This is a genomic window from Emticicia sp. 21SJ11W-3 (genome assembly GCF_024138715.1).
Lineage (GTDB): Bacteria > Bacteroidota > Bacteroidia > Cytophagales > Spirosomataceae > Emticicia > Emticicia fluvialis.
Genome location: NZ_CP092074.1, coordinates 2,984,823 through 3,006,902 on the forward strand (window position 1 = coordinate 2,984,823; position 22,080 = coordinate 3,006,902).

The window sequence follows — 22,080 nt, forward strand, 5'->3', positions numbered from 1 at the left end:
GTTTACAATCTGAAGTTACGCAGGTTGTAAGTGAAAGTAACCATATAATATCGGCCCAGCACCATGTTTCTTACGTCTTCTACATAGGCCGTTGATACGTTACGGCTGATGCTGTTGTTTTGTTTCAGAATATCAAACACATTAAACCGGAGTTCGGCTGCCTGTTTTTTCAGGAATTTGTAGCCCAAACCGCCATTCCATAAGGTAAAGTTTCTGTTGTAGCCCGCACCCAGACCTGAGAAAGCCTGATTGACCACCTCGGTTTGTAACACAAAGCCTTTGCCAAACAACCAGTTCACTTTGGCGTTGGTGTTCTGGGTAAGGAAGTTGCTGTTCAGATTAGACTGCAAGCTGTTGCGCACAATGTTGTAGCTGGGCGAATAAGACACCGTGAAGTCGAACTTCTCGCTCATACTGCTGCTTATTACCACACCACCGTTAATGCCATAGTTATTGGTAAAGCTTTTCACGTTGTTTATCAGGTTGGGGTTTTTAAGGTAAGATACCCCCGCATTGAAATTAACGTTTGATTTAATGGCCGAAACCGGTAAACCATAACTTACAAAAGAGCGAACATTCAGCAGTCCATCCATATTAACGGGCTTGGTAAGCTGCGACCCTCTGAAAAGAATGATGCCGTCGGCCAGTTGATAATCTTTATCAGCAATAAAGGTTGACTGCACAATGGCATTGTTTGAGTAACTGAAGTTACCAAATATATTGAAGCTCTGGGCTGTTTTAGACTTTGTTGAACCAAAACGAAAAGAAACCGAGTGGCTGTAGTCTTGTTTCAGGTCAGGGTTACCGGTTGAAAGCTGCGTAGGGTTGCTGTTGTTGATAACATCCTGCAACTGATTAACCGAAGGCGCATTGGTGCTGGTACGGTAAAACACCCTGATGTTGGCTTTGTTCTGAAAACGGTAGTTGAACATAGCATTGGGCAACACACTGTTGAAAGTGTACTTCACGTTCTGAGCCGTTGGGTAGGTTTGCTCGCTGGCCAGTTGGGCGTTCTGATATGCCGCTCCAACCGTGAAAAACGATTGCTGATTGCGGATACGATAACTTACACCAGTACGGTTGGTAAGGTAATCGTTATCAAAAACCGAGCTTAAAGACTGGTTAAGAATAGAATAAGTATCGTTTTTTTCGTCGAAAGCATTGACACGCCTGTCAGATGTACTCAGGTTGTATGATATGTTGTGGTCGAACTGAATCTGGCCTGTTTTACCAACCGGCTCGGTATAGGTTGCAATGGCCGACACCCGGTTGCTGTACGTATAAGAGCGCGTTTGCTGATTAATTATCTGGGTGGTGTCGTTCGGTGAAAAATACCGGCTTAGCGAATACTGACTGCTCAGGCCTGTTCTGTCGCTCAGGTTATCCTGCAGACTTAACGAGAACGTGCGGCCCTCTTTGGTAAACCGGTGGCGGAAAAGTACCTCCCCCGATAAATTATACCCTTTATTATTTGAGTTACGCGTAGTACTGGTGGTGTTTTGCAGGGCACCCTGCAACATGGTTTTACCATCCTGCATAGAGTAGGTGTCGTTATCCTGCCAGCTAATACGCGGTGTAAATATAATAGAGTTATTTTTGTTGATGTTGTATTCCAGACGCATCGTAACGCGGTGGTTCAGGTTGTCGTTTTCAGAACCGTTGGTTTCTGTATATGTCTGAGGAATAGTACCCAGGTACTCGCGGTTGGCAGAGCCTGAGTTGCTGTTTTTAGCCGAGTTGAAAAAGTAGCTGGTGTTAAGTTTTACTTTTTTGCCGAGGTTGTCGCTGTAATTAAGGCCGATAGACGTAGTGTGGGCAATACCCGGTTGCTGGCCAACCATAAAGTCTCCGGCGTTAGTACCGCCGCCACCACCACCGGGGCGTCCGCCGCCGCCGAAGCCTCCACCTCCTCCGCCACCACCTGGACGGGCGCCGCCGCCACCGGCAAAACCACCGGCACCGCCGCCAAATCCACCACCACCTGACGAGCCAAGCACACCCAGGATATCCTGATTAGAAAAATTCTGCTGATTAATGTTATTAGACAGGCCAATGATGGTTAGCCGCTGGTCTTTTTTGAAGAGATTCATACTCACCCCCGACTGATAGCGGTCGTTTTCGCCATAGCCAGCGTAAACCTTACCAAACTGGCCGTTATTTTTGCCTTGCAGGGTAGTAATATTAATGGTTTTAACAGAGTTACCGTCGTCAAAGCCTGTAAACTGGGCTTGCTCGCTGAGGCGGTCAAACACCTGTACTTTATCTATAATTTCGGCCGGCAGGTTTTTTAGCGCCAGCGTGGCATCGTCGCCAAAAAACTCCTGTCCGTCAACCGTTACTTTTTTTACTTCTTCGCCCTGTGCTTTTACCACGCCGTTTTCAATAGTAACGCCGGGCATTTTTTTCACCAGGTCTTCGGCCGACGCATCGGGGTTGGTTTTAAAGGCATTGGCGTTAAACTGCACAGTATCGCCTTTTTGCTCTACCCTTATCTGCTTTTCGCGCACAATTACCTCGCTTAGCTGGCGGGCGTTTTCGCCCATTATCAGCACACCCAGGTTTTTGTTGGTAGTGCCTACGGTTATTTTATTGCGGAGGTCGTCATACCCGATTGAGGTAACGCGCAACAGGTAGGCACCTGCCTGCACACCCGTGAAACGGAAAAAACCGGCGGTATCAGCCTGTACACCCTTTCGCTGGGTGCTGTCGGCCTGGTTTATCAGTAATACGCTGGCGCCAACCACTGCAATTTTGGTTTTGGCCTCCTGCACTTTGCCGGTAACTTCTACTCCCTGAGCAAACAAGCCCACCGAAACCAGCAGCGCAATTGATAATAAAAATAGATGCTTCTTCATTGATTATTTTTCGTTGACATCATTTAGAGCAACAAATAGACTTAAAGTTTAGTGACTACCGTTCATTAGGCGACCAATCTGCAACTTGTGTAGATAAAACATATTAAAGCTGTCGATTATAGATACTTGTGCTATTGTATTAATCTAATATAACGCTGAATATAAAATTAAAAAAAATTAATTTCAATGGTAATGGTTTTAAAGCGGCGTGGCTAATTTGTAATTAAATTAAATAAAAATTGCAAATTTGCATATATACTTACATGCGTTTTACAAATTACTGATAATCAATTTATTATTATTAAGCTACTATGTGCGTTTTTCGAGCTCCATTATTGTATTTCCGGCTTTTATGCTGTTATCTTTTGGTTTTTGCGGCCGGGCCATTGCTGGCACAAATGCCAGACAAACCCCATGAGAAGTATAAATATTTATTGTACTTACCCAAGGACTACAACAAAAAAACTGTGCCATATCCGGTTATTATCTATTTGCATGGAAGCTCGCACAGGGGCAACGACCTCAACAAACTGAAAGGCTACGGCATACCGCAACTGATTGCACAGGGAAAAGAATTTGATTTTATAATTGCATCACCACAATGCCCTGATGGCAAAAGCTGGGGCAGCGACAACTGGTTTGACCCACTGTATGATGAACTGAAAACCCGATACAGAATTGACCCAACCCGTGTGTACCTGACAGGCATTAGCCTGGGTGGCAATGGTACTTTTGTGGCCGGAGCCGCCCACGCCAGCAAGCTGGCAGCGCTGGTGCCATTGTGTGGGTGGGTGGGTGAAAATGAACTGGGCCAACTATGCCAAAACCTGAAAGAAAAGCCCATTTATACGTATCATGGCACGGCAGATACTATTGTTGACATAAACGAGACCGAGCGCATTGTAAAAGCCCTGAAGGCTTGCAACGGAAATATTGCGTTTAAAAGGCTGGAAAACGAAGGGCATGGTATTCAGTTTCTTTATGAAAAACAAGAGATTTATGATTGTATGCTGCAATGGCGGTTAAAGTAGAAGGCTGAAGTTCTGATACTGCCGTTCTAAGAACGGCAGACACACTGACTCAATTGAAATTGAGCCAAACTGGTGTTGGCTCTATTCTTCTTTTGGCTTTTCAATTGGTATGCGTCTATCTAGGCAATATTCATATATTTCAGAATCATTAATGAAATATTTATCACAAAATTCATCAAGTTCTTTTTCTGTCGACTTATAATATCTTTCCTCTGCTGTCAAGAGTTTTTCAGCCTGCTCTATAAATTTTTCAAATTCACTATTTATTTTACAAAGTTTATCAATCGTTTTAAAATCTAAATCGTGGTATCGGGCTGTAAATAGAACTCGGCTTTGATATGGGTTTGATTCTAATTTAATTATACCAATTCCAAAAGATTCATTTAATCTTGCCATTTCTTCAGTCAAACTATCACTATATTCAAAAACAACTAAGTATCCATAATTCGCCCAACTTGAATTCGAAACTGCCTGAAAAAAAGCTTTTTTTAGTTCGCTATCAGTATTTATTTCTTTCTTAATTTCATACGAACTAAGTTTGAAAGTATCTACCTTATTAATTGCCTTAATGAAATTTTGACTTGCCTTGCTTCTTAAATTTAAGAACTTTATCCCAACTAAATCCGGGTGAGTCCATATTTGATTATTATCATTTCCATTCGATTGTTCGTGGAAGATTGTTTTAGAATAAATTTCTGTATTCTTTAAATAACTGCTTAAAAGCTTATGTAAATCTCTTTCTTGAAAAGCTTTTGTTTTTACTTTATTTTCAATCTTATCAGGGACTACTTTATTGTCTCCTGAAAGGATTTCAATTTCAACTGATTGCTCATTTTTAGTTAAATAATATAAATAGGATCCCGACTTTTTAATTCTTTTTACTCGCGAATCACCAATTCTGATAAAATCTCCTAATTGTGCTGAAACCGTTGAAGAAGGTGTTTTAGAATCTCTGAAATCTATATAATTCTTTAAAATAATATGATTTGTTATGTCATTATAATTTGTCAAACCTCCAATTTCTTCTAAACTTTTTAGTATTGCCTCTTTTATAGTCATAGGAAATATTTAATTTATTAGGTGATAAACTATTTTTTTTTAAATAATATGCAACATTTCAAAATTTTGCGCTGGGCAAACTGATTCATTTATTCCCCAAACCCCAACTCAACTGCCAACTCAATCCAAATTTATCGGCAATGAAGGCGAATTTCTTGCTGAAGGGGTACTCGCCCAGGGGCATCATGGTCATGCCGCCTCCTGACAGGCTGCTGTAAAGGGCATCTATTTCTTCTTCGGTTTCACAATTGACATAGACCGACACCGCTGGCGAAAAACTGAACTGGTGCGCAAAGCTGCTGTCTATGGCCATATAGGTTTGCCCTGCTAAGGTAAAGGGGCGTGTTTCACTTTTCCTTTATGTCCGCCCGGTTCGTCGGTTTCATAATGTTCTATGTGCTGAATGCTTAAATAAGGATACATAAAACCTGATGGCCTCTTCGGCTTTACCGTACTGCTCACCGACAAACATCAGAAAAGTAATGGTTTTTTGCATAGCCATCATGTTTATTGCTTCTGCTGTTAACTTTCCGGAAATTTTATTTATTATTTTTTCTAAGCGAGACGCTGCGTTTATAAAAACCCAATCAACTTTCATTTTACCCTTTCTTTCCGTTTCGCCAAAAACGCTTCTATTTCCTCCAGGCTCAGGGCATTAAAGGTCATGCCGGTAGTAAGGCCGCCTTTGCGGGCTACTGCTACGCCATAGTGCATATCCATGTAGCCATCCATTTCGTGGGCATCGGGGTTTATGCTCAGCATTACGCCTTTTTCAAGGGCATATTGTATCCAGCGCCAGTCTAAATCAAGGCGGTATGGGCTGGCGTTGATTTCTATCACCACGCCGTTCGCTGCGCAACTGTCGATAACGACCTTGTAGTCAATAGGGTATCCTTGCCTTGAAAGCAGCAGCCTGCCCGTCGGGTGCCCCAGAATAGTAGTATATGGGTTTTCAATGGCTTTCAGGAGGCGTTCGGTGGCGCGTGCTTCTGTCATGTTCAGGTTCGAGTGGACCGACGCCACCACAAAATCAAAAGTAGCCAGCACCTCATCGGGGTAATCCAGTGAGCCATCTCCCAGAATATCCGACTCAATGCCTTTCAGAATTTTAAATGGCTTACCTCCACCTGCATTCAGTTTTTGGTTCAGTTCTTCAATTTCGGTATGCTGTTGCATTACTTTATGCACACCCAGCCCCGATGCATACTGCGCCGACTGCGAGTGGTCGGCGATGCCGAGGTACTCAAAGCCCAGTTCCTGACAATAGCGCGCCATTTGCTCGAGCGAATGCCGGCCGTCTGAGTACGTAGAGTGGTTATGCAAAATGCCTTTCAGGCCCTGCCAGCTTATCAGGTCTTCGTTTTTGTGGTTAGTTATCCACTCAAACTCGCCTGCGCCTTCGCGCATTTCGGGTATGATGTAAGGTATGCCGTATTTTTCGTAAATCTCCTCTTCGGTGCTGATACCCTGCGCTGCGCTTATCTGCATCAGGGTTTTGCCCTGCTCGTTTTTATGTTTCAGGTGGTTGATATCTGCCGAATATATAAACTGCTTTTGCACCAGCTGGCTGGCAGGCACAAACCTGATTTCGAGGTCTATTTTGTTATCCAGGTATTTGCCGCGCCAGGTAAAGGGCGACGATATCCGGGGGTTTTCAGCAAAACTTTCAGGCAAATGTGCAAAGAAACCATGCGCTTTGGGTGCTTCGTCAGTTACCAGAAACAGCAATGAATCAACGATTTCGTTTTTACGGCGCACCTGCCCGGAAACCTCTGCCTTGCTGAAATACTTTTTCAGTTCTGCGGCAATGGTTTCTGCCAGCGCTTCGGCCTTATCCATGCGCAGTTTACCTGCCTGGCTCTGCAAAAAAACGATTGAATCCAGTATAGAATCCTGCGTTTTGCCGCCAAAGCCTTTTACTTTGCCCAGGGTGCCGTTTTCGCAGGCTATCTGCAAATCATTGATGTTGTCTATGCCCACTTCTTTCCATAGCACTTTTATTTTCTTAACCCCTATGCCCTTTATTTTGAACATGTCAATCACGCCCTCGGGGGTATTAGTCAACAAATCCTGTAACTCTTTCAGGGTTCCGGTAGTTACTATCTCAAGCACTTTGCCTGCCACGGTTTTACCCACACCCTGCACCTGCGTAAGTTGGGCAAGGTCCATACCGGCGAGGTCTCCGGTAAATTTATCGAGGTAATAAACGGCGTTGGTATAAGCTCTTATCCGAAATTCGTCGGCATCGTGCAATTCCATTAACTTTGCGGTCAGTTCAAGTGTTTCAACTATGTATTCGTTAGTAACCATGCGCGTAGGTAGTATTAGGATAGAGTATCTGTTCTGATTTTTTGAAACTCAAAATAAATAATAAATTGTGAAACTGATTGTAATTATCTTGTTTCATTCGTTAATATAGCTCTGGTTTAAAAGCAAATTCTGAAAATCTGATGAAAAAAATGCTGTTTCTGTGGTTGCTGAGCCTTAGTGCGCTGGCACAGCAACCCGTTTTAAAAGTAAAAGTAAGCGGTTTTGAAAACACAAAGGGGAAACTGATGCTGGAAGTAGTAAATGCCAGCCAGCAACCCCAAAGCCGGATGATGGTGCCCATAGGCAACAAGCTGGCCATGGCAGATATACTGGGCCTAAGCCCGGGGCAATATTCGGTGCGGGTGTATCATGACGTAAACGGCAACCAGAAACTTGATACCAACCTGATAGGCATACCGAAAGAACCCTGGGGGATGTCGAACAACGTAAAGGCTGTGCTTGGCCCGCCAGATTTTAAAGAAAGCCTGTTTTGGCTGAAAGAAGATAAAACAATTGAAATTGTACTGCAATAAGGCTATGCTTTGTTTTGCCGTATCATGCAGAAAGGTATCGGGGTATTTGCAGAAAGATTTGTTTCTGCCCACAGGCCATGCCAGATGGCAGAAACAAATCTTTATAGCCCACAAAAATATTTGATTTTAAACCGCCACAGGCGCTTTAATGGCCGGGTATGGGTCATATTCTTCCAGGCGGAAGTCTTCAATTTTAAAGTCGAAAATGCTTTTCACCTCGGGGTTTACCCACATTTTGGGTAGTTTGCGTGGCTCGCGCGATAGTTGCAGTTCAACCTGTTCCAGATGGTTCAGGTAAATGTGGGTATCGCCGCCTGTCCAGATAAACTCATGGGCTTCCAGCCCGCACTCCTGCGCTATCATCATGGTCAGTAAGGCATAAGAAGCAATATTGAAAGGCACACCCAGAAAAACATCGGCACTGCGCTGGTATAACTGGCATGACAGCTTGTTATCGGCCACATAAAACTGAAACAAGGCATGGCAGGGCATTAAAGCCATTTGCGAAAGCTCACCGACATTCCAGGCAGAAACGATAATCCGGCGCGAATCAGGAGATTTTTTAAGGGTATTGATTACCTCTTTCAGCTGGTCTATACTGCTGCCGTCGGCGGTGGCCCAGCTGCGCCATTGCTTGCCGTAAATGGGGCCCAGGTTGCCATCGGCGTCCGCCCATTCATCCCAGATAGATACCCCGTTTTCTTTCAGGTATCCAATATTGGTTTCGCCTCTGATAAACCACAACAACTCATGAATAATAGACCGCGTATGTACTTTTTTGGTAGTTACCAACGGAAAACCCTCTTGCAGATTAAACCGCATCTGATAACCAAAAACGCTGATAGTACCGGTGCCGGTACGATCGGTTTTTCTGGTTCCGTTTTCAAGAATATGTTTGAGTAGGTCCTGATACTGCTTCATGGGATTGCGGCTATTGAGAATTTTTGCAAAGGTAATGAAATTATTAATTTAAACCCGTAGTGCATTTTGAATCGTAGAATATAAGCTGCCAATAAATATTCTAAAGGGTTTGATTGAACCATTCAGTTCAACATCTTCAAGTCTTTTGAGGCAGAAATGAATCTGCACTTGTTTGGGATTGCTTTTAGATTGATTCTGAGTTTTTTGAAAGATTGGGTATCCCGTAGGGATGATATATCGGTAGAAAATATGGCTGATACAAGTATAAAGTCCCATCGGGACGATATATTAAGTACTCAACAATAAATATATTATCCCTGACGGGATACACAGCTATAAGCCAAATCTACGTCTACTGATATAACATCCCTATGGGATTCCGTTTGAATGGAAGGTTAACTGATTAAATTCAACAATCTTTGATTAGTGCTAATTTGAGGTCTATGCTTCTTAAATGCACTACGAGTTAATTTAAGTAACGCTGATTTAACCGGTGATTATGGAGAGAGGGTGTCTTAAAAGAAATTCACAAAAATTTTATCTGGCAAAAATCTCTTTAAGACAGCCGCTCTCCAAATTTTCATCTAACTAAACATGGCTGCGACCAGGATGTTCGCGCCACAATAAAGGCTTAACCTACCACAATGGGCGCGGCCAGGCATGAGTCAGGAATATTGAATGCCTCAACCAGTGGTACGGCATCGGTTCTTATATCCCAGCATAACTGGTTCACGAGCTTGCGGATGGCCTTTGTTTTGGCGGCTTCCATGTAGCCTTCTTCCAGATACCAGCCTTTGTTATGCTCAATTTCCGACAAAGCAAATAACTGTTTCAGTTTGGTCAGAATCGCCTTCAGGCCTTCGTCTTCTACTCCATTTACAGCCGTCTGAAACTGCTCCAGCATCAGCCTGTCCAGATACGCCCGCGCCACATCCTGCATCTGGTGTTGGGCTACATTAAAGGCATCGTAGGCATCAAGCCCACTTTCAATGAGCTTTTTCATGCGGCGTGCCGCCGATGCCAGAATCACCTTCTCGCGGTACTCAAAAGCATTTTTATGGAAGGTGTCGTCTAGCAGATGTGCCTCATCGGTATTGCGGGTAGCCATTGGGTTTTTCTGCATTATTACCGTTTTGGTTTGCTCATACACGTAGTTAAGCATACCAATGCTATCCATCTGCTCAAAGGTTTTTCTGAACTCGGCCAGGCGGCTTTTGGCTACCAGCTGCATCAATACGGTGTTGTCGCCCTCAAAGGTAGTATATATTTCGGTATCGTTTTTCAGGGCATCAATGCGGTTTTCAGACAAATAACCTTTGCCACCGCAGGCCTCGCGGCATTCCTGCAAAATATCGCGGGTGCTCCAGGTTACGTACGACTTCATACCTGCGGCCAGCGCTTCTATCTCCTGCATATCAGCCTCGGTTCTGTGCAAAAACCGATGGGTAAGGTATTGCAGGCCAAAGTGCATGGCGTAGGTTTTGGCCAGCAGGGGTATCAGCCTGCGCTGGTGCATGCGGTAGTTCAGGATAGGCACCTCAGAGCCGCCCTCGGGGCCAAACTGCCTGCGTTGGTCGCCGTATCTGATGGCAATGCTTAACCCCGATTTAGAAGCCGCAAGCGCCGAACGCGGAATGCCGATTCGCCCGCCGACCAGCGTGCCCAGCATGGTAAAGAACCGGCGGTTGTCGCTCGGAATCGGGCTTTCAAACAAACCATCTTCATTAACGGTAGCGAAGCGGTCGAGCATATCGTCTTTGGGTATCACCACGTTATCAAAACTGATGGTGCCGTTATCTACGCCGTTCAGCCCCATTTTAGGGCCGCAGTCGGCAATGGTTATGCCCTTTAGGGTGTTGCCAGCTTCGTCGCGCAATGGCACCACAAAAGCATTAACGCCGTAATCTTTGCCATCAATAATCAGTTTGGCAAAAACGGTGGCCATGCGGCCATGTCTGGCGGCGTTGCCAATGTATTCTTTTTGTGCTTTGGGGTGCGGCGTATGTATAGTAAAACTCCGTGTGCTGTGGTTATAAGTAGCGGTAGTTTCAATGCCCTTCACGTTTGAGCCATGATTGGTTTCTGTCATGGCAAAGCAACCGGGGATTTCGAGCGTACCTATTTTTTGCAGGTACTTTTTATAGTGTTTTTCGGTACCCAATGAATACACACTCATGCCCCAAAGCCCAAACTGCACGCCGAATTTTATAACCAGGCTGAGGTCATGGTAACTTAGGGTTTCCATAATGGCAAAGTAGTCGGCAATGTTGTTGCCCCCGCCATATTCTTTGGGGTAGGCCATATTACCCAGATTCTCGGCCGCCAGTGTTTTGCACCATTGCAGCACTTTTTCTCGGTACACCTCAATATCTGTTGAGGTCTCGTAGGCAAATTCAGGCCTGCTGATAACCCCTTTTACCCGATTGATGATAGGCGCATAGCTGCCATCGAGCAATTCGGTTAGCTTGCGGGTATCAAAACTATGGGTGGTATGGTGTATAGACGTAAATGTTTTACCGGCTGTTTTAAACTGGCTGATGGCCTCTTCACCGGCCAGGCCCAGGTTCAGCTCAAGGGTTATAAAGGCCGGTTCCCGTTCGGCCACGTCTTTATCATTACCCGACAACCATACCGACACATCAAAAATATCTTTGGCCTGTGGCAATGCCTGCAAGGCCTCTTCAATTTCGGTTTTCCAGTTGGCCAGTTGCTGCCTGCCGGGTGGTGTAGCTATGTTGAGCCGGGCCATCAGGTATTGCTGCTCGGTTGCTGTAAGCCATGGCTGGTTGTCTATAAAGTCTTTGAGTGTCTGTAATTCTTTTTGGGTCAGGAGGTCGTCTGACCAGACCAGGTAAAAAAGCGGAAGAAAAGCCTTCAATTTTTTGTTCTCCATCATGCAAATCAATTGTTGTGGTATAGTGGGTAAATATACCGGTTTCTGCAATGCCCTAAACGGGTTTTATGGTTTTGCCATTTCAGCAAAGGTAACAGGCAACCGGGGTGTTTTACGCAATAACAACTTTTGGCGCTATTTGGTTAATGAGAAAAAGAATATTTTATCATTTTTTTGCAATAATTGTATAAATTATTTTATTATTCTAAGTTTTTTGTTAGATTAGCTTACGCTTTGACCCGTAAACAGTATGCAGCCTAAAACCTAAAGGAGTGTCTCGCACCGACACCACAACCGATGCTGTCTTTCAATTCTACTGCTCTGCTAATTTTCACCAAAAGCAGCAAAAACTTATTATTTTTTAACAGGTTGACATGGCAGACCAAAATCAGGAAAGGGAGGTAATCCTGCTTACAATAGATATAGCCACACTTGTTTACCTGACGGGTTTTGCCTTGATTTTTGCACTGATACTGGTGCTTAAGCTAAAACACTGGAAAGATACGCTTGAAAAACTGGAAACCCGTGCGCAGCAGGTACAGGCTATATTATTAGAGCGATTGGCACATCAGAATAAATTTCTGAATCAATTAAGAAAAGAATTGCATGAGAGCCCCTGCCAGCTGCTCTTTGTGGCGCAGATTAACCTCAATATGGCAGAGGAGGACCAACCCACGGGCGATGAACACATTCTTCTTTTTACGAATACCAACCGGCTGATAACCCAGACGATTCAGGAACTGCGGAATCTGATGAGACGACTGGAAGAAGCTGCCGCCCCGGCTGAAAGCCTTACGGCGGGTATCAGACATGAACTCGATAAAATCAGGAATACAACCCTGACCGACACCCGCATGACGGTGGTAGGGCGGGTGTTTGCACTACGGCCCGAGCAGGAGATTATTTTACTGAAAATGATTCAGGAATTATGGAGTACTACAGATTTTGAAATACCGCCAGCCGAATTATGGATTGACTTGCGCTTTGAGCCGGATAATTTTACCATGCTTGTGAGCCTGTGGCATGGCAGCGATGTTGAAGAAGCGCAAAGGCGCATAATTGAGCAGCAAACGGCAGAAACAAGAAAAAAATGCAGGTTAATAGATTTTGACTGCCGGCAGGCATGGGCTGATGCCCGAACGGTTGTTTTTGAATTCAGCGCCTGTAAGCAAGGTTACATTGGCAGCCCCAGGCATTATTGCTGGTGATACTTCTGCCCGCTGGCCACTTTTTCAATGGTTTTTACGATTCTTGCCGCCCGGGTTTCGTCGGTTTTGGCAGAGTAAATCCACTCAATAAAACCTTTTTTTTCGCCTTCAGAATACCCCATGAATTTTTCATACAGGCCGGGTTCGTCTTTCAGGCAGTCGGCCAGTTCTTCCGGCACATCTGTCGGCAGGTTGTCGGCATATAAAATAACCCTTACGGTGTCGCCGAGTTGTTTTTTGATTTTCTTTCTGATTTCAGCCTTCACCGGAAAAAACAACCTCCCCTGCCCCATGGGCATCAGGTTATAGCCGCGTATCTCATAGCCGTCAACCGAACCCCTTACCCGCACCCAGCCGAAAGGCCCTTTGCGTGGGGCATCCATTTCTTTTATTTCAACGTATGTCCACCCACCGGGGGCGTCCATTTTTTCGAGGCGATACTCCTGGTCAATCAGCGGTTTTTCCATTGCTATTTAGATTTTTTAGCCAAAGGGTTGTAATTGAGGCAAAGCTGCAGCCAGTGTTCAAGGTCTTTTCGGGTTCTGATACCCCGCTCGGTTACGTACACGTAGCCTTTCATGGCCTTACCGCTAAAGTCCATCGGCAGGCAATCGGGGTTTTCTATGGCTGTGGCAAAATCTTCGGGGCTCAGGCGGCAGAGCACCACGTCTTCACCAGTCTTTTTATTGGTATGCGTGGCACAGCACATCTTGTCGTCGACCATGATACAAACCCCGCTGAACATGGTTTTTTCAGTAAAACTCACCTGTTTTTCTGTAAGAATGTCTCTGATTCTGTTCAGAACGGCTTCGTTGTAGGGCATGGGCGAAAAAGAATTATTGGTAAATTGCAGAGAGAAGGCAATGCCCTCTCTCTACACAAGTTTACTGTTTTACCTTACTCATTCAAAGAATAAGAATGCGTTATTTCGGCAGTGGGCGATAACTGCGCTGTGGCCGAGCAATATTTCTCCATTGATAACTTGATGGCTCTTTCTATCTTTTCTGTGTCAATGGTTCCCTTAAATGCGTAATGAATATTAATTTTTCTGAAAGGCTTCATTTCTGTACCTTCAATCTGTGTACGCTCGCCTTCTACACTTATCCGCAGGTCTTCAATCAGCTGGCGTTGTTTTTTAAGTACCAGTATTACATCAATGGCAGTGCAACCACCCAGGCCCATCAGCAGCAGCTCCATGGGTCTGGCACCGGCGTTATGCCCGCCTATCTCCACGTTGGCATCAATGTGGTTGGTTACTCCCGAAACGCCAGTTGCCTCAAAATGAAAGGCATCATCCACTCTTACTAATTCTACTTTCATATTATTATTTTGTTGTAGTGCTCTTTTCTTAGCTGGATAATCCAGCGATTTGTTTATAAATTAAACTTCTTTACTTATCGTTTATGGGTTGTTACTTTTTTGCCTGAAAAAAGTAACGCAAAAAGCAGGCATCATTTAACTCGCACAATTAAAAATCTGATATTTCATTTCTTTTAATCCGTTTTTTTTGTTTGATTTTTAACCGTGCTCAAACAGGAAATGATGCTAGCGGTCTATTAATCTTTAGTTGTTATTCTTTTTTCTACAGATTTCCTATTATACTCCTTACTCTGTGCAACTCTGTGCCAAACTTGGCGTACCTCCGTGGTAAAAATAAATTGTGTAACATTGAGCTACTTTGTGTACATCGTGGCAAAATTTTCTAGCAATCGGATTTTCAAAAATATAAATCAATTATTTTATATATACGAAAACAATAAATCCTTATACGAAGTTTCCTGATTGCGACGTACTGAAAGTTCGCCTTAAAGAGTCAATTCGACAATCTGCAATCGATATTCGGCAATTACTTGGTTTTAATTCTGGAAGTTTTTTAAGAAATTGCAGTTTCAAACAGCACATAGCCATTTTAAACTGGTTATGGCACACCAAGGCACTGCCAATTCAGTAACAAATAAAACAGATTTTTAAAGAAAAACCGATAAAATGGCGAAATACAATTCACTGAGAGAAATTCAGGAGGCAATCAGAAAACAGGAGACGTCTTGTGTAGCGTTGGTGAAATATTATCTGGAACGAATTGAGGAAAATAAAAATCTGAATGTTTTTTTGGAAGTGTATGCCGGCGAGGCATTAAAAAAAGCCGCTGAGGTAGACGAAAAACTAAAAAACAACACCGCCGGCAGGCTGGCCGGAATGGTAATAGGCGTAAAAGACGTACTGGCCTACCAGGACCACGGTTTACAGGCAGCCAGCAGGATTCTGGACGGCTTTGAGTCGCAGTTTACGGCAACGGCTGTGCAAAGGGTAATAGACGAAGACGTAATTATTATAGGCCGCCAGAACTGCGACGAATTTGCGATGGGGTCGTCGAACGAAAACTCGGCGTTTGGCCCGGTACGCAACTATGCCGACCCTACACGTGTGCCGGGTGGCTCGTCGGGGGCATCGGCGGTGGCAGTACAGGCAGATATGTGCCTGGCTTCGCTGGGTTCAGACACCGGCGGTTCTGTTCGGCAGCCGGCTGCTTTCTGCGGCGTTATTGGTGTAAAACCTACCTACTCGCGGGTTTCCCGCTGGGGACTGATTGCGTATGCGTCGTCATTCGACTGCGTGGGGCCCATTACCAGAGATGTAGACGATGCCGCGCTTCTGCTTGAAATTATTGCCGGAGCAGACGAGTACGACAGCACCGTATCCAGCCGCCCTGTACCCGCTTTTACCAAGCAACTAAGCCCCAAAAAACACTACCGCATTGCCTACATGCGTGAGGCGCTGGAAAGCGAAGGGCTGGACGAAGACGTTAAACAACGAACTTTTGAGACCATAAACTGGTTAAAAGACCAGGGCCATGTGGTAGAGGCTGTAGACTACCCATTGCTAAAATATCTGCTACCTACTTATTATATACTGACAACTGCCGAGGCCAGCTCGAACCTGTCGCGTTTTGATGGCGTGAAATATGGCTTCCGGGCAGGCAGCAAAGTTGACAATCTGGAAAGTCTCTACAAAAAAACACGTGCAGCAGGCTTCGGGGCTGAGGTTCGGAGGCGCATTATATTAGGCACTTTTGTATTAAGTGCAGATTATTATGATGCCTATTATACCAAAGCACAGCGGGTTCGTCGTTTAATAAAAGAGTCGACCGACAAAATCCTGTCGGCTTATGATTTTCTGATTTCGCCCACTACCCCAACGCCGCCCTTTAAAATAGGTGAAAAATCGGAAGACCAATTGCAGATGTTTCTGGCCGATATTTTTACGGTGCAGGCCAATGTAATCGGGAATCCGTGCGTTTCGATTCCGAACGGACAAAGCTCTGACGGCCTGCCGATTGGAATACAGGTGCTTGGCAAAAATTTTGAAGAAAGTGAAATGCTGGCCTTCGCTAAATTTTTGCAGCAACAGTAAGCCCCTGAAAATGGTTTGAACAGCCCTGTGCCTGGCTTAAAACAACTGTTTTTCAAGGTTTTCGGAAAACCCCGATGGTTGTTTCAAGGTATAAAAATTGCCCCAAACCGGCTTCCAAATGCTTATTGTTTTTTCAGAAAAATTTGAAAATATCAAAAAAAGTTTTACAATTCCTTGACAAACAAGCGGTTGTGTTCTATTTTTGACAAACATTGCTTTCTTAGTGCCATTACAAAAGCTGAAATCCCGTAGTAAAAAGATATTGAAATTATGACATTACTCAAGAAGTGCCTCGTCATTGCGAGCTTTATTGGCTGTGCCTCATTTACCGTTCAAGCCCAGTCTGTAATTCCAAAAGAAGCCACATTGGTATCGTCTGAAGACACGCTCAAAGAGCAACCTGTAGAAGCCTTTATACCAAGCGCCGATGCCAGAAAGGTACGCGAAGGGTTTCAGAAAATGCAGAAGACCATTCCTTTGGAGTACAACGCCACAGTGCAAAGTTTTGTAGAATACTTCATTTACAAGAAGCCCAGTTTTACAAAGCGAATGCTGGAGAAAAAAGATTTCTATTTCCCGATTTTTGAGAAATATCTGGCTAAATACGAAATGCCCGACGAGCTGAAGTATTTGTCGATGATTGAATCGGCCCTGAATCCGAAGGCGGTATCAAGAGCCAAGGCAGTAGGTTTGTGGCAGTTTATGAAACCAACCGGCCGCGAACATGGCTTGAGAATTGATGAATATGTAGACGAACGCATGGACCTTGAGAAATCAACTGATGCCGCCTGCCGCTATTTCAGACAATTATATAAGATATTTGGCGATTGGGAACTGGTGCTTGCTTCTTACAACACCGGGCCGGGTAACCTGAGAAGGGCGATCAGACGTGCCGGAAACATTACTAACTACTGGGAGCTTCACCCCTACCTGCACCGCGACACCCGCACTTATGTACCGCAGTTTACTGCCATTATGTATATGATGCACCATGCCGATGAATATGGCATTGCCGGTGATGATTCGTTAAGAATGGCCCCAAGAGAATTCCAGACCATAACCGTAGACGGCTATGTAGATGTAGAGGCATTCAGCAATGCCAGCGGTATCAGCCTTGATGATATCCAGTTATTGAACCCACACCTGCTGAAAGACCACGTACCGGCATCGAGCCGTGGGCTTGACCTGAGGATTCCGGCTGAAAGCTATGCTTATTTTGAGGCCAACCGAAATACTATTCTGGAGGCGGCATCTAAAAAACAAGGCAATACGATGCTGGCGTCTAACGAAGCCAGAACCGAACCCGGTGTGGTAATTATAGGGGGCAACAACAGCGGCTATGCCCAGGCAGAAAGTGAAAGTGAAGAAGAAGAGAATGTGAAACCTGAGCGCCAGGAAGACGAGGTAAGAAAGATTAAGAAAGTAAAGAAAAGATACCACGTAGTGAAACGGGGCGAAGTGCTGAACAGAATAGCCACCAGGTATAATGTGGAAATGTATGACCTGAAGGTTTGGAATCACCTGAAGTCGTCTAAAATACTGGCTGGCCAACGCCTCTTGATTCTTGATGACGACAACGAGGAAGTAACGGAGGTGGAACGCATTGTTAAACACGAAAGAAAAACCAGAAACCATATTGAAAACACCAAGCCGAAGTATCATGTGGTGCAAAGAGGAGACACCCTCTGGAAGATATCACAACGTTATGGTGGCATTTCGATAGAAAAGCTGAAAAAATTGAACGGATTACGTTCTAACAGCGTAAAAGCCGGACAAAAACTTAAAATAAGCTGATTGGGCTAATACCTGAGCCAACAAAAAACTCCCTCACTGACCAAGCGAGGGAGTTTTTTGTTTTCTGTGCGTTTGCTGGCGGGGTATTGTTTGGTTGAATAAGGCTTAAAGAGCCGTGCCCGGCCAGCCAATCAGACAGAACGGAACCCATTACTTCATAAGAAAAGAGGCAATGGTGCTTTCGATTTTCCGTATCGGAACCAGAAAAGGTTTATCGGTAATAGTTACCTCAATCTGGGTTTCGGGGCTGCCAGGCTCAGAGAGCACCAGATAGCTGCCCTTTACGTCGCCTATGGGTGTGTCAATACTGAACGTACCTTTGGTGTCGTTTCCGTTGAAAACACCACCTTTACCGGTGATGGCATTTCCGGCAGCGGAAGCGAACTCGGCAGAAGTACCGGGGTAAGCAATGTTGAATGATGATGCCATAGTTGAAAGAGTTTAAATTAACAATTGTGTGAAATTTAATAAAAGTTTTTGAGGTTTCAAGCCTCATATAAATTTAAAAAACGAAATAATATTTGGCAAAGTTCCGCCAATGAACAGTTGCGGCTATTGAAAGAGGGCATGTAGAGACACACTGCGTGCGTATCCGGGGGCCTGTTTATGGAGTAGAATTTTGTTTAAAAATCAGGTCTTTTCCAGAGATTAGTATCCCGTCAGGGAAAATATATCGGTAGAAAATAATGTTCTCAGGTGAACAAAGTCCCGTTGGGACGATATATTAATTCTCAAATACTAAATATACTATCCCTGACGGGATACAACCACACGAATTGAATCACTTACTACAAATATACCATCCCTACGGGATTTTAATTCCAAAACAACCTCTTAAAACTGATTCAGAAGTAACCAGTTTCGGCGATGAGCAATGTTTATAATAGAGGGAAGAAGAGAATTTGTCTGGATAAATCTGGTCATTCCCGGAGATTAGTATCCCGTCAGGGATAAAATATCGGTAGAAAATAATGTTCTCCGGTGAACAAAGTCCCGTTGGGACGATATATTAATTCTCAAACACTAAATATACTATCCCTGACGGGATACAACCACACGAATCGAATCACTTACTCCAGATGTATCATCCCGGCGGGATTTTAATTCCAAAAAAAACTCTTAAAACTGTTTCGGGAATATCCAGATTCGGCGATGAGCCGTATGCAATTCGGCTCTACAAACCTTCCATTACAACAGCTCATTCAGATACAACCACACGAATCGAATCACCTACTCCAGATGTATCATCCCGGCGGGATTTTAATTCCAAAACAATCTGTTAAAACTGATTCAGAAGTAACCAGATTCGGCAATGAGCCGCAAGCATTACGGCTCTACAAACCTGCCGTTACAATAGCTTCACCAGTTCGTTCAGTTTCAGAAGCGCTTCAATGGGCGACAGCGTGTTTATGTCCAGCGCCTGTAATTTCTTCTTTACGACTTCCAGTTTAGGGTCTTGTGGTTCAAAGAAACTAAGCTGGATATTATTTTTGGGTGCCTGCTGGATTTTCTCCTTATTGTTTTCTTTGATGTGGTCTTCTTCCAGATGATGCAATATTTCATTGGCTCTTAGAACCACCGATTGTGGCATACCGGCCATTTGCGCCACGTGGATACCAAAGCTGTGTTCGCTGCCGCCTTCTTTCAGCTTGCGCAGAAACACCATTTTGTTATCAACCTGTTTCACAGCCACGTTGAAATTCTTGATACGTGGAAAATCATCCGCCAGTTGGTTCAGCTCATGGTAATGCGTGGCAAAGAGTGTCCAGGGCTTGCTTTTGGCGTGGTTGTGCAGGTATTCGGCAATGCTCCAGGCTATGCTCACGCCGTCATAAGTGCTGGTTCCGCGACCGATCTCATCCATGATAATCAGGCTGCGGTCGCTCAGGTTATTCAGGATACTGGCGGTTTCGGTCATTTCAACCATAAAGGTAGATTCGCCTCTCGACAGGTTGTCGCTGGCCCCTACCCTTGTGAAAATCTTGTCTACAATGCCCAGTTCGGCACTGGCGGCAGGCACAAAGCTGCCTACCTGTGCCATTAATGATATGAGGGCTGTTTGCCGCAACAGGGCTGATTTACCGGCCATATTCGGCCCCGTAATGATGATAATCTGCTGGGTTTCGTCGTCCAGAAACAGGTCGTTCGGCACATAGCTTTCGCCCAGGGGCAGTTGCTGCTCAATTACGGCGTGGCGGCCTTCTTTAATGTTCAGCACCTTGTTTTCGGTAACTGTTGGCTTGCAATAATTATTTTTGCGTGCCACTTTGGCAAAAGAAGCCAGGGCATCCAGCACCGATATCACCCGGGCATTTTGTTGTATTTGTGCTACAAACTCGCCGGCAGTGGCTACCAACGCATTAAAAATCCGTTGCTCAATCTCAAAAATCCTGGTCTCGGCCGTCAGAATTTTATCTTCATAAATCTTCAGTTCTTCAGTTATATACCGCTCGGCGTTTACCAGTGTCTGCTTTCTTATCCATTCAACCGGCACTTTGTTCTTATGGGCGTTTGATACCTCCAGATAATACCCGAATACCTTGTTATAAGAGATTTTGAGCGATGGAATCCCGGTGCGTTGCGCCTCACGGTTCTGGATTTCAATCAGGAAGTCTTTGCCCGAAAAAGCAATCTTGTGGAGTTCGTCCAGCTCGGCATCTACTCCGGTTTTAATCATATTACCCAGATTGGTAACAATCGGGGCATCGTCGCGCAATTCGCGGTCTATTTTATCAAACAGATACTTGCATTCTGTCAGCTGGGCTACATATTTCTGCAGCACATCAAATGTCTGGCTGCCGTCTTCCAGCAGTTTTTTGATGGGCGGCACCTGTGCCAGCGCCCGTTTCAACTGCCCCAGCTCGCGCGGACTAATCCGCCGTACGGCCACTTTAGAAATCAGGCGTTCCAGGTCGCCAATGGGTTTCAGCAGGGTAGTCAGGTTTTCGGCTACCTCATCTTGCTGCACAAAAAACTCAACGGTATCCAGGCGTTCCTGTATCACGCTTTTTTCTTTCAAAGGCAGCACCAGCCACTTGCGGAGCAGCCTGGCACCCATCGGCGTGATGGTCTGGTCTAGTACCTGAATGAGCGGTACGCCGCCTTCATGTTGTGCAAAAACCAGCTCCAGATTGCGGATAGTGAAGCGGTCGAGCCATACATATTTATCTTCGTCGAGGCGGGTAAGGCGCGAGATATGCCCCATTTCCTTATGCTCAGTGTCTGACAGATACCGCAGAATTACCCCTGCCGCCACAATGCCTTCGGTGAGGTTTTCTACACCAAAGCCCTTGAGGGAAGCAGTGCGAAAATGATTGATGAGCAGGTTATAGGCGAAGTCGTACTGGTAGGCCCAGTCTTCAAAACAAAACTCGTTGAATTTATCGCCAAAGGTGCCGTGAAACTCATGCCGGTACTTTTTGCAATAGAGTACTTCTGCCGGGGCAAAACTTTGCAGCAGCTTATCGATATAGGCCGTGTTGCCTTCGGTAGTGAGGAACTCGCCCGTTGAAACATCCAGAAAAGCCACCCCGAAGTAATCGGGACGGGCGAAATGTATAGAAGCCAGATAGTTGTTCTGGCGGGTATTGAGTACGTTATCATTAAACGAAACCCCGGGTGTTACAAGTTCGGTAACGCCGCGGCGCACAATGCCCTTGGCGGCTGAGGGATCTTCGAGCTGGTCGCAGATGGCTACGCGCTCGCCTGCACGCACCAGTTTGGGCAGGTAGGTATCCAGCGAGTGATGCGGGAAACCCGCCAGTTCTTCCTGCGCACCGCCGTTGTTGCGGCGCGTTAAAACAATGCCCAGAATTTTTGAGGCCTTGATGGCATCTTCGCCGAAAGTCTCGTAGAAATCACCCACGCGGAACAGCAACACTGCCCCCGGGTACTTGGCCTTTATCTGATTGTATTGTCGGTTGAGAGGAGTCTCCTTTGGCTGTTTTACGGTTTCTTCTTTTGACGGACGTGCCACTTTATTCGGGATTTTATCTGCTAAAACAGCCAAAGTTACGCATTTTTATTGAGTGATGCTACGGTGGGTGGAGGGAAAATGAGGTTGGG

At 45.1% G+C, this 22,080-nt stretch carries 17 protein-coding genes; 5 read left to right on the forward strand and 12 right to left on the reverse strand.

Going from position 1 to position 22,080, the window contains the following annotated elements; genetic code table 11:
• Positions 1 to 2: 2 nt before the first annotated feature.
• Positions 3 to 2,855, reverse strand: a complete 2,853-nt coding sequence (locus MB380_RS12605) for an outer membrane beta-barrel protein (protein WP_253522977.1) — start codon at positions 2,853 to 2,855, stop codon at positions 3 to 5.
• Between the two features lie 311 nt (positions 2,856 to 3,166).
• On the opposite strand from MB380_RS12605, the gene MB380_RS12610 reads away from it, so the two are divergent.
• Entirely contained in the window at positions 3,167 to 3,886 is a 720-nt protein-coding gene (locus MB380_RS12610) for a prolyl oligopeptidase family serine peptidase (RefSeq protein WP_253522980.1), read from the forward strand.
• 81 nt (positions 3,887 to 3,967) lie between these two features.
• Here MB380_RS12610 and MB380_RS12615 read toward each other — a convergent pair whose 3' ends face one another.
• From MB380_RS12615 to MB380_RS12630, 4 genes are all read right to left on the reverse strand, one after another.
• The gene (locus MB380_RS12615) at positions 3,968 to 4,945 is read right to left on the reverse strand and encodes a hypothetical protein (RefSeq protein WP_253522983.1); all 978 of its coding nucleotides are present in this window, start codon (positions 4,943 to 4,945) and stop codon (positions 3,968 to 3,970) included.
• Between the two features lie 85 nt (positions 4,946 to 5,030).
• Positions 5,031 to 5,258: a VOC family protein gene (locus MB380_RS12620; protein WP_253522986.1), complete on the reverse strand. Its 228-nt coding sequence runs from the start codon at positions 5,256 to 5,258 to the stop codon at positions 5,031 to 5,033.
• Between the two features lie 69 nt (positions 5,259 to 5,327).
• On the reverse strand, positions 5,328 to 5,543 hold the full coding sequence (locus tag MB380_RS12625) for a VOC family protein (protein WP_253522989.1): 216 nt from the start codon (positions 5,541 to 5,543) through the stop codon (positions 5,328 to 5,330).
• Entirely contained in the window at positions 5,540 to 7,255 is a 1,716-nt protein-coding gene (locus MB380_RS12630; protein ID WP_253522992.1) for a DNA polymerase/3'-5' exonuclease PolX, read from the reverse strand. The genes MB380_RS12625 and MB380_RS12630 overlap by 4 nt, the downstream gene beginning before the upstream one ends.
• 140 nt (positions 7,256 to 7,395) lie before the next feature.
• Here MB380_RS12630 and MB380_RS12635 point away from each other — a divergent pair, with 140 nt between their 5' ends.
• Positions 7,396 to 7,788 carry a DUF2141 domain-containing protein gene (locus MB380_RS12635; protein WP_253522995.1) on the forward strand — a complete coding sequence of 131 codons (393 nt, stop codon included), beginning with the start codon at positions 7,396 to 7,398 and terminating at the stop codon, positions 7,786 to 7,788.
• Positions 7,789 to 7,914: 126 nt separating this feature from the next.
• On the opposite strand, the gene MB380_RS12640 is transcribed toward MB380_RS12635, so the two are convergent.
• Both MB380_RS12640 and MB380_RS12645 read right to left on the reverse strand, forming a co-directional pair.
• Positions 7,915 to 8,709: a thymidylate synthase gene (locus tag MB380_RS12640; protein ID WP_253522997.1), complete on the reverse strand. Its 795-nt coding sequence runs from the start codon at positions 8,707 to 8,709 to the stop codon at positions 7,915 to 7,917.
• A gap of 631 nt (positions 8,710 to 9,340) precedes the next feature.
• Positions 9,341 to 11,605 (reverse strand): acyl-CoA dehydrogenase, encoded by a 2,265-nt coding sequence (locus tag MB380_RS12645; RefSeq protein WP_253523000.1) that lies wholly within the window; start codon positions 11,603 to 11,605, stop codon positions 9,341 to 9,343.
• A gap of 371 nt (positions 11,606 to 11,976) precedes the next feature.
• Here MB380_RS12645 and MB380_RS12650 point away from each other — a divergent pair, with 371 nt between their 5' ends.
• On the forward strand, positions 11,977 to 12,810 hold the full coding sequence (locus tag MB380_RS12650) for a hypothetical protein (RefSeq protein ID WP_253523003.1): 834 nt from the start codon (positions 11,977 to 11,979) through the stop codon (positions 12,808 to 12,810).
• Here MB380_RS12650 and MB380_RS12655 read toward each other — a convergent pair.
• The 3 genes from MB380_RS12655 to MB380_RS12665 form a co-directional block, all read right to left on the reverse strand.
• Positions 12,798 to 13,277 (reverse strand): YdeI/OmpD-associated family protein, encoded by a 480-nt coding sequence (locus tag MB380_RS12655; RefSeq protein ID WP_253523017.1) that lies wholly within the window; start codon positions 13,275 to 13,277, stop codon positions 12,798 to 12,800. The genes MB380_RS12650 and MB380_RS12655 overlap by 13 nt on opposite strands.
• A 2-nt stretch (positions 13,278 to 13,279) precedes the next feature.
• Entirely contained in the window at positions 13,280 to 13,633 is a 354-nt protein-coding gene (locus tag MB380_RS12660) for a TfoX/Sxy family protein (RefSeq protein ID WP_253523031.1), read from the reverse strand.
• 74 nt (positions 13,634 to 13,707) lie between these two features.
• Positions 13,708 to 14,130, reverse strand: coding sequence for an OsmC family protein (locus MB380_RS12665; protein ID WP_253523034.1), 423 nt, complete (start codon positions 14,128 to 14,130; stop codon positions 13,708 to 13,710).
• Between the two features lie 666 nt (positions 14,131 to 14,796).
• Here MB380_RS12665 and gatA point away from each other — a divergent pair.
• Positions 14,797 to 16,221, forward strand: coding sequence for an Asp-tRNA(Asn)/Glu-tRNA(Gln) amidotransferase subunit GatA (gatA, locus tag MB380_RS12670; protein WP_253523037.1), 1,425 nt, complete (start codon positions 14,797 to 14,799; stop codon positions 16,219 to 16,221).
• A 270-nt stretch (positions 16,222 to 16,491) separates the two neighbouring features.
• Positions 16,492 to 18,015 carry a lytic transglycosylase domain-containing protein gene (locus tag MB380_RS12675; RefSeq protein WP_253523063.1) on the forward strand — a complete coding sequence of 508 codons (1,524 nt, stop codon included), beginning with the start codon at positions 16,492 to 16,494 and terminating at the stop codon, positions 18,013 to 18,015.
• A gap of 150 nt (positions 18,016 to 18,165) precedes the next feature.
• Here MB380_RS12675 and MB380_RS12680 read toward each other — a convergent pair whose 3' ends face one another.
• Positions 18,166 to 18,444, reverse strand: coding sequence for a hypothetical protein (locus MB380_RS12680; RefSeq protein ID WP_101726206.1), 279 nt, complete (start codon positions 18,442 to 18,444; stop codon positions 18,166 to 18,168).
• Between the two features lie 919 nt (positions 18,445 to 19,363).
• Positions 19,364 to 21,991 (reverse strand): DNA mismatch repair protein MutS, encoded by a 2,628-nt coding sequence (mutS, locus tag MB380_RS12685; RefSeq protein ID WP_253535579.1) that lies wholly within the window; start codon positions 21,989 to 21,991, stop codon positions 19,364 to 19,366.
• Between the last annotated feature and the right edge of the window lie 89 nt (positions 21,992 to 22,080).